Source organism: uncultured Senegalimassilia sp., from assembly GCF_902464545.1.
GTDB lineage: Bacteria > Actinomycetota > Coriobacteriia > Coriobacteriales > Eggerthellaceae > Senegalimassilia.
The window spans coordinates 51,014-64,542 of the sequence record NZ_CABQJR010000004.1 but is presented as its reverse complement, the minus strand read 5'-3'; the positions used below and the strand labels follow the sequence as shown (position 1 = coordinate 64,542).

Here is a 13,529-nt window from a genome sequence, read left to right as displayed (position 1 = left end):
GGCCAATCCTATATAATCAATGGCATACACAGCATGGAAACGCACAAGGCAGGAGGTACGGCATGGCGCAAGACCAGCGCTTCTCTCATATCACGGTCAATGCCGCCGATGACGACGACGTGGTCATCCAGGCGGGAGCCTACGGCCGTCATCAGGGCGAAGATGTTCTCGAAGAGGCCGTTTACGCAGAACCCGAGCCGCAAATCGCTTCCGTTGAGACGTCCCGCCCGCAGCATGCGGCCCAGCAGGCGCCTGCTCAGGACCATGCCCATGCCGCCAAGCCGCATGCCGCGCACGCCCGCAAGCCGGAAACCGTTGCGTCCGATAGCCGTTCGCAGCCTGTCCATTGCGCCGAGCAGACGCTCGAGGACCTGGACGCCGGCCCCATGTCGGGTATGCAGAAGGCGGTGCTCGTCGGCGTCGGAGTCGTCATCATCGCGGCGATCGTCTACTTCGCCCTGTTCATGCGCTGATCGGCTGTTTTCAAGAGAAAGGCCTGACCATGTCCAAACATAGCTTCAACATCGCCCGCGGCGCCCGCAAGCAGCAGCCCGAAGGCGACGCGTCCCTGGGTCTGACCGAGGCGTTCGCGCCCATCGGCGCCGCCGGCGCCGATGGGCAGCGCGGCGCGGCCGACGGCGATACGTCGCTTGGCCTGACCGAGGCGTTCGCGCCCGTCGCGGCCTCCCACGGCGCGCATGCCGCCGGCTTCAGCTATCAAGGCGACACCTCGGAGGACTATTCCGACCCGGTAGAGAGCCTCGAGCCGCGCGATGAGCCCGTGTTCGGCGACGAGATCCCTGCCGCCGCGCCTGCCCAGAACCGTGGCCGCCACGGCAGGCCCGAGCCGCTGGAGCATCCGCACCTCAAGAAGTCGCGTCGTGTCCGCCGCGTGCTCGTGATCATCGTGGCCCTGCTTGTGGTGCTCGCCTGCGCACTGGGGTATTTCGCCTTCCAGTTGTGGAACGAGTCCAGCCGCGCCATGGTGCAGCAGACCCAGGCCCAGCAGCAGTCCACTGACGTGGGCAACCTTTCCCAGGAAAACTCCGGCAAGGACGCGGCAAGCGCCACCACCACCAAGAAGACCGAGGTTCCCAACCTGGTCGGCGTGCTGGGGCAAACCCAGGATGCGGCCATCACCGCGCTTGCGCACGGTGCCACGGTCACGTCCTCCAAGGACGTCAACGAAGAGGGCAATTCCGTGAAGAAAAGCGTCACGGTGGCCCTGACCGCCGAGCCTGCCGATTCCCGTTCGGGCACGCCCACGGTCTATTTGGGGCTTGACGCCGACGGCAAGGTCATCCAGGCCGGTTACTCCGCCGCCACCGCGTCGCTCGGCTACGGCTCGCTCAGCTTCGCCGACGCCGTGAAGAACGAGCACATCGTCGAGAAGACGCTGCGCGAGGCGGGCGTGAACGTGGCAGACGGCTCGGCCAAGCTGCCTACCGACAAGACTTCGTACTCCACGTACGCATCGGACGGCACCACGCTGGTGAAGGAGAACTGCTCGTTCAACGGCACCGTGGACATCAACGGCGCCGCCCACACCTGGTCGAGCGTGCTCATGTACGACTACAGCACGGCCAACGCTTCGGGAAACCTGGCCGACACCGTGCGCATCATCTATATCTACATCAACGCGTAGCAGGTAACCGGCGGCCGAATGGCCGCCGGTGCTATTTCGACCAGGGACCCGGGGCCGTGCGCTGGGCATGTCGGAACGCAAGGGCTCGGTTGATGGCCTGGGGCTGGAGCTGGGTGGGCCTTCCGCAGCGCGTGTCGGCGATCGGCGAGCCTGGTTCCTGCCCGCGGCTTTCGCTTCTTGTGTCCATCTTGTGAACGCCGGCCGGTGAGAAGGGCGGTCCCTTGCACCGGACGGCGTTCGCGCTATAATAAACGAGCTGTTCACAAGCGGGGGCGTAGCGCCTCCCACCTAGTTCGGCGCTTTCAAGCTGCTGATGGGTCGTATGAATACCTGAACATGGTTCGTTCATCACGCCCGCATGCTTGAAGCTGTGGGTTTTTTTATGCCATGCGATACCGCATGCAAGGAAGGAAGGTGAGTGCGATAGCCGCTCAAGAGCCTAGGCTCAACGAACAGATCACGGTGCGCGAGTGCCGCCTGATCGGGTTCGACGGAACGCAGTTGGGTATCTACCCGGTTGCCCAGGCGCAGCGCGTTGCTGACGACCAGGGGCTTGATCTTGTTGAAATCGCCCCGAATGCGGAACCGCCCGTGTGCCGCATCATGGACTACGGCAAGTTCAAGTACGATCAGGCCATCAAGGCGAAGCAGGCTCGCAAGAACCAAAGCAAGATCGAGACCAAGGAAATGAAGTTCCGCCCGAAGATCGACGTGGGGGACTACACCACGAAGAAGAAGCACGTGCTTCGCTTCCTCTCCGCTGGCAACAAGGTCAAGATCACCATCATGTTCCGCGGCCGCGAGATGGCCCATCCGGAACAGGGCCTGACCATCCTGGAGCGCCTGGCCGACGACCTGAAGGACATTGCGGTCATCGAGAGCCAGCCGAAGATGGAAGGCCGCAACATGCACATGCTCATCGCCCCGCTTCCCGCAAGCATGGCGGCGAAGAAAAAGAAGGCAAACGACAAGAAAGACGAAGGAAAGGACGAAGGCAATGCCTAAGATGAAGACCCATCGCGGTACGGCAAAGCGCTTCCGCGTTACCGGCTCCGGCAAGATCATGCGTGCTAAGGCCTACAAGAGCCACATTCTGACGAAGAAGTCTCAGAAGCGTAAGCGTAATTTCCGTCACGAGACCGAGCTGGCTGCCGCCGACCGTCGCGTCGTGGCCCGCAACCTCGGCCTTCGCTAAGTTTTAAAGGAGCAGTGATAATCAATGGCTCGTATCAAGCGTGCAGTCAACGCCAAGAAGAAGCGCCGCACCGTCCTTAACCGTGCAAAGGGCTACTATGGTGCCAAGTCCCGTTCCTACACCGCTGCCAAGGAACAGGTCCAGCACTCCCTGCAGTACCAGTACCGCGATCGCCGCAACAAGAAGCGTGAGATCCGTCGTCTGTGGATCACCCGCATCAACGCCGGCGCCCGTCTGAACGGCATGAGCTACTCCGCCTTCATGAACGGCCTGAAGAAGGCCGGCGTGGAGCTGGACCGCAAGGTGCTCTCCGACATGGCCATCAACGACCCCGCGGCTTTCACCGCAATCGTCGAGGTCGCCAAGAAGGCCCTGTAAGCTGTTTCAAGCTTCAAATGTATAACACCCCGCTTGGGAATCCAAGCGGGGTGTTTTGCGTTAGGGCATGGGTTTCACATCGGTCGATTCCCACTGCCGCACGCGTGCAAAGAAGTGCTTGCATGCCGCTATGGTAAAAGACTGCGCGATACGAAGGCTGCATGCCGTCGAACCAGGTTTGCTGTGCCGCGGCATCACGGCTGTAGATACGAAAAAAGCGCCCCAAGGCGCTTTCCACGTGCCATGCTATCGCGTAGCGCTAAAGCGCTTACGATGCCTCCAGCTCTTCGTGCGTTCCGGACAGCGTGCGCCCGATATAGGTGCGCGCAGCGGCGGATGCGGTGCCGGTATAGCCGGTTTGAACCTCGATGCCGGCTGCTTTCAGGGCCGTCTCCGAGGTTGGGTCGATCCTGTCGACGATCATAACGCTGACATCAAGGTCCTTCAATACCTGAGCCAGCTGAGCCGGAGGGAACGAAAGGTTGGGCATATTCTGGCAATCGGCGAACATGCCACGGTCAACGCGATAGCACATGAAACTTGAACTGCGTGCAAATCTTGGCGCCACATCAAGCCCCTGGCAAGCTACCGCTATGCGCATGGCGTCCTCCCTCCTAAAGACGATATACACTTTACCGATAGATTACCGGGCTGTTATGCGCCGGCCCCTTAACCGGCGCATAACCAACTGTTAGCGGCGCCTGTTGCGCTGGTGCGCAACTTGGGCGCGATGGGCGCGTCCAGGGCGGAAATCGCCGCCTTGCGCACCGGACGCATTGCTGGTCTTGGCGCGGTGGGCGGAAGCGTTCCTAGAGCCGTTGCCGCGCTTCTGTTGCGAGCTGTGATCGGCGTTGCTGTGCTTCCTTGCGGCGTGCGCCGTCCCGCTGGCGGGCTTTTCGGCGACTTTGCGGCCGCCCCGTTTGGCGCGGCGGGTGTTCACCTCTTCGGCCTGTGCGGCCTCGCGCGCCTTGTTCTTCCTGCGCGTGCGGGCAGCCTGCTCTTTCTTAGCCTGCTGGATCTCGGGATCGCGACGTGCCTCGGCGCGCTGCGCCCTGGCAGCGGCCTCGTTCTCGGCTTCGTGCATATCGAAGTTCTCAAGCTCAAGCTCGGGGATGGTGCGCTTGAGCAGCTTCTGGATGTCGCGAAGCGCATCGGCGGTTTCGGGGCTGACGAAGCTGACGGCGAACCCGGACGCGCCTGCGCGGCCCGTGCGGCCGATGCGGTGCACGTAGTCCTCGGGCTGTGTGGGCAGGTCGTAGTTCACCACGTACTCGACTTCCTCCACATCGATGCCGCGTGCGAGCACGTCGGTGGCAACCAGCACGTCGGTGGTGCCGTTGGCGAAGTTCTCAAGGGCGCGACGACGCTGGTTCTGGCTGCGGCTGGAGTGGATGGCCTCGACGGAGTAACCGACCTTCTTCAGGCGGCGGCACGTAGCGTCTGCGCGGCTGCGCGTACGGCAGAACACGATGACGCGCCTGTGGCCGCGCTCCTTCATGAGACCCTTGAGTAATTCGGGCTTCACCGCTTGCTGCACGTGCATGACGTATTGCTCCACCGTGTCGGCCGTCTCGCCCTTGTGAGCGATCTCGACCATGGCGGGGTCGTGCAACAGCTTGCCGGCCGTGCTCATGATGGTGCGGTCGATGGTGGCGCTGAACAGCAGGGTTTGACGGTTGTGCGGCGTGGCGCCGATGATCTTGCGCATGGCAGGCCAAAAGCCCATGTCGAGCATGCGATCGGCCTCGTCGAGCACGAGCACCTCCACGCTGCTCAGATGAGCGGCTCCTTGGTCCATAAGGTCCACCAGACGGCCCGGCGTGGCGATGAGCACGTCGATGCCGCGGTTGAGCGCCTGGATCTGCGGGTTGTAGGAAACGCCGCCGACTACGGTGAGGATGCGATGGTGCGTGTTCTTCGCGATGGTGCCGCACACCTCGCCGATCTGCTCGGCAAGCTCGCGCGTGGGAGTGACCACCAGCATGAGCGGACCTTTGTTGCCCTTGGCGTGGCCGAGCTTGTCCATGGTGGGCAAGCTGAACGCGGCGGTTTTGCCGGTGCCGGTCTTCGCGGCGGCGATCAGGTCGCGGCCCTCCAGCACCTTGGGGATGGCCTGCTCCTGCACGGGAGTGGGGGTGCTGTAACCCAGCTGGGCCACAGCCTGCAATGCCTGGCCCGAAAGGCCGAGGTCGTCGAAATGCGTCATATAAGGTAGATCCTTTCCAGATGCGCGCGGCTCTATCGCACGTGCGCGGGTTTATGCCCCCAATAGAAATGGAGGAAGTGCTTCTTGTACAGCGGGTTGGCTGGGTCTTTCTCGGCGTTGGCAAGCTCCATGGCGGCGCACGCTATGTCGCGTGCGGCGTCGGGGTGGCGAAGGAAGCTGCCGTTGACCAACATCGAACGTGCGCTTTCGGGGCTGCGGGAGATGTGCCGGAGCGCTTCAAGCAGCTCTCGCCAGGTGGTGACGTGCATGGCGGCACCGTGTGCGGTAAGCAGCCTGACGTTGGCGTTTTCCTGGCCGTATGCACGGCCGAGCAAGATCATGGGCACCTTCGCGCACAGACACTCGGTGACGGTAAGGCCGCCGGATTTGCAGATGACCAAATCCGATGCCGCCATAAGGCCTGCCATGCCCTCGACGTATTCGAGCACCGTCACGCAATCAGAAATGCCCAGGTCGCTGCAGGCCCTTCGCAGATGGCCGGCATATTCGGCATCGTTTCCCGCGACGAACACGAAGTGCAGCGTGTCGCTGAACGTGTGCAGATACGGCAGCAGGTTATCGAGCGCCGTGCGGAAGTGCACGTAGGGCCGGGGTAGATAGGCTCCGGCAAGCGCCAGCACGATGCGCTTGCCCTGCGGCAGTTCCAGACTTTGCCGGGTTTGCGCGCGGTCGTAGCTTGTGCGGAAGTCCTCGCGCGTGGGGATGCCGGTAATGCGGATGCGCTGTTCAGGCACCAGGCGCGGGCGCAGCGTTTCGGCCATGCTCTCCGTGGCGACGCAGAACAGGTCGGTGGACAGATGCGGCCACAGCCCCTCGGTCTCGTAGTCGGTGGGAACGCACACGATGGGGAAGTGCTGCCCGGTGAGCATGCGCGCTGCCACGGCGACGTTGGCTGCGGTGATGTGCGTGCATATGATGGCAAGCGGACGGCGCTTGCGCACCAGCTCGGTGAACTTGCCGTACATCAGGTGCGACCAGATGCTGCCGCCTCCCCACAAAAGCCTGCCGGTAAGCGTGAAGCGCCACGTCAGGTCGTAGATAGGACGGGTGGGGCCGGTGAACATGGAAGCGGTTTTGTCGCCGTTGAACACAACGCGGCCGTAATCGAGCACATCGAGCACCTTGACCTCAAGACCGTCGGGGAGCTTCGGCACAACGGGGAAGGCCTCCGTGGGCTGCTCGCGCCCTTCGGCCTGCTCGGCTTTCATATATTCGAAGGCTTGGGCCACGGCGTTGGCCGCGCTGCGATGCCCCGAGCCCACCGAAGCGTGCATGACGATGACCAGCGGTGCGGCCTGCTCGTTGTGCGGATCGGTTTCTGCGGGGGTAGCGATGATGGATGCCTTTCCCTTCAAGATAGCGAAAAAGCCGGCGAACCGGCTTTTGCTAACAAAAAGGGCCGGTACTCGACCAGCCCTAGCGTTCGAATGGTGCCCCCAACGAGAATCGAACTCGTGTCTCAGCCTTGAAAGGGCCGCGTCCTGACCTCTAGACTATGGGGACGGGTTGCGCTTCCGTGTCGAAAAGCAGCCCGTTCAGTATGCCAAAAAGCAATCCGATTCGCAAGACCCGATTGCGGGGTTGTGCATATTTCTTACACAACTTGGCCCCATTTCAACAGACCGGATGGGCTCGCTCGGCGCAAATCCCCGTAAACTGATGATCGTCGATGAGGGCGTGAAACGATCGGGTGCATTGGCCTGCGCTGATGGGGGACGCCCTTCTCGACGGGAAAAGGGGGACACGGGAAGCCGTCGGCCTACTTCGCGGCGCTTGAGCGCCCGTAACGCTCGTAGGCTTCCGTGACCTCGATCTCGTACTGCTTGCGGTTGCCCTTGACCACCGTGTCCAAGATGAGCCCGCACGCGAAGCACAGCAGGCCCACGAACACCAGGCCCACCGCCAGAAGCGCCGTGGGCAGCTTCGGTACCAGGCCCGTGGCGGCGAACTGCGCGATGACCGGCACGCCGGCGACCAGGCCCAGCACCACGAACAGCAGCGCCACCCAGGAGAACAGCGCCAGCGGCTTGTAGTCCTTGAACAGCGACATGATCATCATGAGCACCTTGAAGCCGTCGGAGAAGGTGGACAGCTTCGACTCCGAGCCCTCGGGGCGGTCGCGGTAGTCGATGGGCACCTCGGCGATGCGCCAGCGCTTGTCGACGGCGTGGATCGAAAGCTCGGTCTCGATCTCGAAGCCCGGCGAGAGCACGGGCATGGTCTTGGCGAACACCTTGTTGTAGGCGCGGTAGCCCGTCATGACGTCGGAGAACTCGAAGCCGTAGATGGCCTTGATGAGGAAGCGCACCAGGTCGTTGCCGAAGCCGTGGAAGGCGCGGTCGTTCTCCTCGCCGTAGGTGCCGTTCGAGAGGCGGTCGCCCACCACCATGTCGGCCTCGTCGGCGAAAAGCGGCGCGAGCAGGGCCGGCGCGGCCTCGGCGGGGTAGGTGTCGTCGCCGTCGACCATGAGGTAGGCCTCGGCGTCGATGTCGCGCATCATCTGGCGCACGACGTTGCCCTTGCCCTGGCGGCGCTCCACCTTGACCGTGGCCCCGTGGGCGCGCGCGATGTCGCCGGTGCCGTCGGAGGAGTTGTTGTCGTAGACGTACACGTCCGCCTCGGGCAGCACGCGGCGGAAGTCGTCGACCACCTTGCCGATGGTGACGGCCTCGTTGTAGCAGGGTATGATGACGGCCACGCCTTTGCCCGTGAGGGCGGCCTTATCGGTTTCAGTCACCGGGCGCTCCTTCGTGAAAGTTGAATGCACAATTACTAGGCATGCTACTCGAAACCGCGCGGTTTCGCTACGTGAATGCTGTGCTTTCCGCAGTATATGCGCGGATGGCGTGGGATTGTTGTGCCGATGGGGCAAGGGGTGCCATAATCGACGGGTTGCGCTGAGAGTGCCTTTCGCCTTGCTCATGGGTTGCTCGGCCTGCTGCCGGCGCCGTGTTCCGGCATGCAAGGTTGGCGGCGCGTGCGTGACGGCATTTGGGAATGTACCGAGCCGGGCCTTGGTCGAAGGCCCAGCGGATGCGGGATGCCCCCGCTTGCGATGGAGAGGAGCCCTGCGTGAAGAAGCTTATCGCGCAGCTTATGAAGTTCGGCGTGGTCGGCGTGATTGCGTTCGTCATCGACTACGGCCTGCTGGCCTTGCTTACCGAGGCGTTCGGTGTGAACTACCTGGTCAGCGCCACCATCTCGTTCACGGTGTCGGTGGTGTTCAACTACGTGGCGTCGATGCGCTACGTGTTTACCCATAAAGAAGGCATGTCCCGTCGCCGTGAGTTCATCATCTTCGTGGTGCTGTCGGTCATCGGCCTGGGCATCAACAACGCCTGCATGTGGGCCGGCGTGGAGCTTCTGGGCGTGCACTACCTGATCACCAAGATCTTCGCCACGGCGGTGGTCATGGTGTGGAACTTCGTCACCCGCAAGATCTTTCTGGATGCCGGCGATGCCCCGCAGGGGCAGCAGGCGTAACGCGGCGCTACGCCCGAAGGCGCGCTTCGCTCAAGGCTATTGTCTGGCGGGTACGTGCGTCGGGCGATGGAGTGCCCCACGCTAAAGGTGTGTGCGTTGGGAGGTGAAGTGCCTGACGCTGATCAAGGCCTTCGTCTGGTAAGTGAGCGCGTCGGGTGAAGACATGCCGGCGACGCTGAACCACGACGCGAGAAACGACGAACCCGCCAGGCTTGGTACCTGGCGGGTTCGAGGAAAACCGGAATGGTGCACCGTTTGCGCATCTCCTCGAACCGAGGTATGCGCAGTCGGCACAATCGTTTTCGTTAGGATACCACGAGCGGCCTAGGAAACAACCAGGCGCATGCCGGGATAAATCAGGTTCGGGTTTGAGATGCCGTTCTTGGCGGCGAGATCCTGATAGGTCGTGCCGTACTTGGCGGCGATAGCTGAAAGCGTGTCACCGCTCTGCACCACGTACACCTGCTCGGTCTCGGTCTGGCCGTTGATTACCGCCATGACCTCGTCGTAGCGCGGCCCCAGCACGGCCTTGCGGCGGCTGCCGTTGCCGTAATCGCCCGCCCATGTCTCAGCGGCCAGATCTTCGGCGGATGCCGTGAGGATGTGGTTCACGAGCGACTGCACCTCCTGGTAGCGGTCGCCAAGCGCGTGCTTGCGGTCGTCGCCGTCTCCGAGCTCGCCAGCGAGCACTTTCGCCGCGAGGTCTGCCGTTGGCGTCTCGTCGATGCCGTGGATAAGCGAGTCGGGATCGCCGTTGGAGCCGCCAGCCATGGCCTCCCACTCCGCGCGGGAGATATAGCACTTGTTGATGTCGAGGTTGCCCGCCCAGCCGTCCAAGCGCCCGCATGAGGAGTACTGGCGGATGGCGCAATCGTAAGCGCCCTCGTTCCAAGGCGCGTCCTGGTAGCCCGTGGCGTTCATGTCGGCGTACTGCGCCACCCACGTCTTGGCGTCGGTGAGGTTCCACGGGAACACGCTCTTGCTGGCGTAGATGCCGATGCGATCCACGCTCACGCCAAGAAGCTCGGCCAGGCGCTCGGCCATGGCCTTGAGGTAGGACGTGTCACCCCATGCCTTGTTGCCCTGATCCTCCCAGTCGATGAAGAACGCGGCCTTGCCGACGTAGCCCTTGCAGTGCTCGTAGAAGTACTCGGCCTCCGCCTCGGCATCGCCGCCGTTGACATAGTGGTACACGCCCACGAGCTTGCCAAGGCCGATCGCCTGCTGAATCTGGCGGTCGCAGTCTGGCGACACGTAGCGCGTGCCCTCGGTAGCCTTGCAGATAACGAAGTCGAACGGGACAGCCGCGAGGTTGATGCCGTTCTGCCAATTGCTGATGTCGATTCCGTTCATTCTATTCAGCGCTCCCTATCGCTATGAAATAAGCCCAATCAACTTGTTCGTACCGTTCGCGGCTCAGCCGCACCACGCCCTCGTAGGGGTCGTGGAAGGTCGCCGTCTCGCCGTCCCACCCGTAGAGCAGGACGATGTGGCCGCCGTAGCTCTTGCCGCCGTCGCGGAGCTGGCCAGTTAGGCTGCAAAACACCATCCATCCGCCAGCCGCCTCGTCCAAGGCGTCGTCGGCGTTGTCGTGGATAGGCGTGTAGCCCAAAGCCTGGTCGTTCGCGTTCATCCAACGGCAGAACTTTTCCATGTCGTTCACGCCGTCCGTGAGGCACGATTCGCCAACGAATCCCAGCATTTGTGCCGGCGTGCACGTCTGGCCGTAGAGCCATTCCCACGCCATGGCCGCGCACGTGAGGCCGCAGCCGGCAGCGGCCAGGTCTTCGCCCGCATACGAAAGCCCGCCCCAGCGCTCGTCTGCTTGGAGGTAGACGGGCACCTCGGCGGGCTTGTCGAGCGGCTTGTCATAGATGACGGGCAAAGGCTCCTCCCTCGGCACCTTCGGCACGTTAGAGGCTATAAGCGCCACGTCGGCGAAGGCGGCGAGCAGGGCCAGCAGCGAGACGGTGGCGGCGATGCGTGCGAGGCGCTTGCCGCCCATTCCTAGTCGTCCTTCTTCGGAGCGCCCATGGCAAGCAGTGCGTCGAGCCACTTGTCGGTCACGCCGACCGCCTTGAAGGCCGCATATGCCACCTGCACGCCGCCGACGCAGGCGAAGATCGCGGTGACCCACGCGCCGGGGTCGGTCGGGATTCCGTTGGCCATTGCGGTTAGGGCGCCGAAGAGCGCCGAAGCGGCGATGGCGAGCCAACGCGCGGCGTTGCCGCCCATGGCCTCGGACTTGATCGCCTGGATGATGAACGGAAGGATTACGGAAGAGATAACGGCGAGAGCCGCCTGGATCGTGGTCATGGTCTGCTCCTTTAGTCGATTACGGGCATCTTCATGGCGTCTTCGTAGAGGCGCGTTCCGGTGCCGTTGCCGCCCAGCCCGTGGTAGGCGGCGTAGACGTTTTCGAGGTGTTTGCGGTCTGCGACCGTCAAGCCGCCTTGACGGACTGCCTGCTCATGGATGTTCTTCAGCTCGCGCCAAAGCAGCGCACGCACCCCCATCCTCAAGGCCTCGTCCGTCGCCTTTTCCGCCTCGGTGCGCTCGACAGCCTTGCGTCCTTGCGATTTGAGTGCCGCCACCAAGGCGGATACCACGGAGCCGACGAGGCCAGACACGATGGCGGTGACCGCCACGGTGTACACGAGGTCGTTCACGCTAAGCCCCCGTGTACTCTTCGCCGGTGATTTCCTTGTACTCGTCGGCGGTGATCCATTTGCACTCGACAGCCTTGTAGACGCGCGCCTTGCTCCAAAGGTCTTTGTCGTAGTACTTCTTGACCTTCGCGAAGTGCTTGGAATGCTCAACGGTTTTCTTCGTAGCCATTACTGGTCACCTCCCACGGTCATGAGCAGGTAGTCGATGTTCGCCGTGTTGGTCTCGGTCTGCGTCGGCTGGGACGCCTGCTCGCGCATCTGTTCGAGCAGCGCCGGGAGGTCGGGCACCTCGCCGTTGGCGTAGGCGGCGAGCGCGGAGGTGTAGGCGAGCTTTCGCGCCTTCCGCTCCACGTACTCGTCATCGTCGATAACGCCCGCGTCGTGCGCCGCGTCGGGGTCGCCGATCTGCGACAGCAGGTCGCGCAGGGCGTTGACCTCGGCCAGGGTGCCGTCTCGAAGCTCGTCGGGGCGCGGCATGTCTTCCTCAGTGTCCATGCGGACTCCTTCCTTATCGGGGAATGTGCCGCCATCGTATTAGCGCCGTGAGATTGCCTGGCCGTTTGGGCGGGCGCGAAGAAAGAAGGCGCGCCGCAGCACGCCTTCGCTGTCTTGGTTATTTCGTTTTCGACCCGTCTAGGCCGCCGTTTTGAGTTGCCGCCCTTCCGCTATGGCGAGGGCGTTCCGCCCGAATCGTCTCTCGGGCTTGGTTGCATTGAGCAACCCCCCCCGCGAGATTTTCGAACAGGCTGCGGTACAGCGCGTCCATGGCCAGCACGCTGCGGTGCGCGTCCAAGTGAGCCATGCCGCCGCGCCAGCTCTGGTAGCTCTGCTGCACCTGCTCGGGCGTCATGACCCCCTCGGCCACCATGCGGGCCATCTTCTTCAGCTTGCGTCGCTCGCGCGTGATGGAGTCGCGGCACGGCTTCACGACGATGCGTCCCGTTTCGGTGTAGAAGATGCGCTTCTTCAGCCACGTGAAGCCGCGCGTCAGCTTCACCACGCGGGTCTTGCGCGGGTTCAGCGCGATGCCGAGCTTCGCGCACTCGTGCTCTATCAGCAGAAGGCACACTTGCAGGTACTCCTTGGACTCGTGGATCAGGTAGAAGTCGTCCATGTAGCGCCCGTAGGCCTCGGGGCGCAGCATCTCGGCCACGTAGTGGTCGATGCGGTTGGGGTGCGCCACCGCGCATATCTGGTTTGGCTCGCTGCCCAGGCCCAGGCCGACCTCGCCCTGCGCGTCTATCAGGCGGTGCTCAAGGGCGACCACGCGCGGGTCGAGCAGCGCGTCGGCCACCTGCCGCTTGACCGGCTCGTGGGCAATGCGCGCGAAGTAGTCGGAGAAGTCGCCCAGCAGTATGTAGCCCTCGCGCCCATGCCGCCGCCAGTGGTCGGCCAGGTGGCGCTTGAGCAGCTTAAGGGCGTAGTCGGTGCCGCGCCCCTTGATGTTGGCGGAGTTCGCGGATACGAGCGTGGGGACTATCGCGGGCACGAGGGCGTTCTGGGACAGCGACTTCTGCACCACGCGCTCGGGGAAGTGCACTGCACTGATGTGGCGCAGCTTGCCGCGCTCCCACAGGTCGAAGCGGATGAAGCCCCGGCATATGTCGCGGCCCTCCAAAAGGTCTTGGCGCGATTTCACGGCGTTTCGCAGGTAGTCCTTCATGTACCGCTGCGTCGAGGCCTTCCACATGACGCCACGCGCGGCCTGCTTGGAAGCCTTGCACAGGCTGTTGAGGTCGGCCACCGTCTCAAGGGTGCACGCCTTGACGCGCTCGGCCTTGGCCCTGGCGCGCTTCTCCTCGCGGCGCTTCCGGCGTGCGGCCCGCCTTTGCTCCGAGTTCATAGAAGGCACCCCGCACGGCTTGCAATGTGGCTCTGACAGCCGCTTGAGGTATGGCCATGAAACGCGGCGAAGCCACGGAGCGCCGCGCC

General features: G+C 63.3%; 17 protein-coding genes and 1 tRNA gene. 6 read left to right on the top strand and 12 right to left on the bottom strand.

Annotated elements, in window-relative coordinates; translation table 11 throughout:
- Positions 1-62: 62 nt before the first annotated feature.
- From RDW26_RS02150 to rplT, 5 genes are all read left to right on the top strand, one after another.
- The gene (locus tag RDW26_RS02150) at positions 63-473 is read left to right on the top strand and encodes a hypothetical protein (RefSeq protein ID WP_307982324.1); all 411 of its coding nucleotides are present in this window, start codon (positions 63-65) and stop codon (positions 471-473) included.
- Positions 474-502: 29 nt separating this feature from the next.
- Positions 503-1,645, top strand: a complete 1,143-nt coding sequence (locus RDW26_RS02145; protein WP_307982323.1) for a hypothetical protein — start codon at positions 503-505, stop codon at positions 1,643-1,645.
- 399 nt (positions 1,646-2,044) lie between these two features.
- Positions 2,045-2,650, top strand: coding sequence for a translation initiation factor IF-3 (gene infC / locus RDW26_RS02140; RefSeq protein WP_042434641.1), 606 nt, complete (start codon positions 2,045-2,047; stop codon positions 2,648-2,650).
- Positions 2,643-2,840 carry a 50S ribosomal protein L35 gene (gene rpmI, locus RDW26_RS02135; RefSeq protein ID WP_042434638.1) on the top strand — a complete coding sequence of 66 codons (198 nt, stop codon included), beginning with the start codon at positions 2,643-2,645 and terminating at the stop codon, positions 2,838-2,840. The genes infC and rpmI overlap by 8 nt, the downstream gene beginning before the upstream one ends.
- 24 nt (positions 2,841-2,864) lie before the next feature.
- On the top strand, positions 2,865-3,218 hold the full coding sequence (rplT, locus tag RDW26_RS02130) for a 50S ribosomal protein L20 (RefSeq protein WP_042434636.1): 354 nt from the start codon (positions 2,865-2,867) through the stop codon (positions 3,216-3,218).
- A gap of 268 nt (positions 3,219-3,486) precedes the next feature.
- On the opposite strand, the gene RDW26_RS02125 is transcribed toward rplT, so the two are convergent.
- From RDW26_RS02125 to RDW26_RS02105, 5 genes are all read right to left on the bottom strand, one after another.
- On the bottom strand, positions 3,487-3,819 hold the full coding sequence (locus RDW26_RS02125; RefSeq protein ID WP_118350218.1) for a NifB/NifX family molybdenum-iron cluster-binding protein: 333 nt from the start codon (positions 3,817-3,819) through the stop codon (positions 3,487-3,489).
- Between the two features lie 90 nt (positions 3,820-3,909).
- Positions 3,910-5,424: a DEAD/DEAH box helicase gene (locus tag RDW26_RS02120; RefSeq protein ID WP_307982322.1), complete on the bottom strand. Its 1,515-nt coding sequence runs from the start codon at positions 5,422-5,424 to the stop codon at positions 3,910-3,912.
- 32 nt (positions 5,425-5,456) lie between these two features.
- On the bottom strand, positions 5,457-6,800 hold the full coding sequence (locus RDW26_RS02115; protein ID WP_307982321.1) for a glycosyltransferase: 1,344 nt from the start codon (positions 6,798-6,800) through the stop codon (positions 5,457-5,459).
- Positions 6,801-6,873: 73 nt separating this feature from the next.
- A tRNA-Glu gene (locus RDW26_RS02110) sits at positions 6,874-6,948 on the bottom strand.
- Positions 6,949-7,204: 256 nt separating this feature from the next.
- Positions 7,205-8,182, bottom strand: coding sequence for a glycosyltransferase (locus tag RDW26_RS02105; RefSeq protein WP_307982320.1), 978 nt, complete (start codon positions 8,180-8,182; stop codon positions 7,205-7,207).
- 335 nt (positions 8,183-8,517) lie between these two features.
- Between RDW26_RS02105 and RDW26_RS02100 the strand changes: the two genes are divergently transcribed.
- Positions 8,518-8,928, top strand: a complete 411-nt coding sequence (locus tag RDW26_RS02100) for a GtrA family protein (RefSeq protein WP_294416675.1) — start codon at positions 8,518-8,520, stop codon at positions 8,926-8,928.
- 324 nt (positions 8,929-9,252) lie between these two features.
- Here the strand turns inward: RDW26_RS02100 and RDW26_RS02095 are convergent, their stop codons facing one another.
- The 7 genes from RDW26_RS02095 to RDW26_RS02065 all read right to left on the bottom strand — a co-directional run bounded on the left by RDW26_RS02095 (position 9,253) and on the right by RDW26_RS02065 (position 13,440).
- Positions 9,253-10,281, bottom strand: coding sequence for a GH25 family lysozyme (locus RDW26_RS02095; RefSeq protein WP_307982319.1), 1,029 nt, complete (start codon positions 10,279-10,281; stop codon positions 9,253-9,255).
- Position 10,282: 1 nt separating this feature from the next.
- Complete coding sequence (locus tag RDW26_RS02090) at positions 10,283-10,933, bottom strand: C39 family peptidase (protein ID WP_307982318.1); 651 nt, start codon at positions 10,931-10,933, stop codon at positions 10,283-10,285.
- A gap of 2 nt (positions 10,934-10,935) precedes the next feature.
- Entirely contained in the window at positions 10,936-11,244 is a 309-nt protein-coding gene (locus RDW26_RS02085; protein WP_294418223.1) for a hypothetical protein, read from the bottom strand.
- An 11-nt stretch (positions 11,245-11,255) separates the two neighbouring features.
- Positions 11,256-11,597 carry a hypothetical protein gene (locus RDW26_RS02080; RefSeq protein WP_294418226.1) on the bottom strand — a complete coding sequence of 114 codons (342 nt, stop codon included), beginning with the start codon at positions 11,595-11,597 and terminating at the stop codon, positions 11,256-11,258.
- A 1-nt stretch (position 11,598) separates the two neighbouring features.
- Positions 11,599-11,766, bottom strand: coding sequence for an XkdX family protein (locus tag RDW26_RS02075; RefSeq protein ID WP_294418228.1), 168 nt, complete (start codon positions 11,764-11,766; stop codon positions 11,599-11,601).
- Complete coding sequence (locus tag RDW26_RS02070; RefSeq protein WP_035136723.1) at positions 11,766-12,092, bottom strand: hypothetical protein; 327 nt, start codon at positions 12,090-12,092, stop codon at positions 11,766-11,768. The genes RDW26_RS02075 and RDW26_RS02070 overlap by 1 nt, the downstream gene beginning before the upstream one ends.
- Before the next feature lie 118 nt (positions 12,093-12,210).
- Positions 12,211-13,440 (bottom strand): RNA-directed DNA polymerase, encoded by a 1,230-nt coding sequence (locus RDW26_RS02065; RefSeq protein WP_307982317.1) that lies wholly within the window; start codon positions 13,438-13,440, stop codon positions 12,211-12,213.
- Positions 13,441-13,529: the final 89 nt, after the last annotated feature.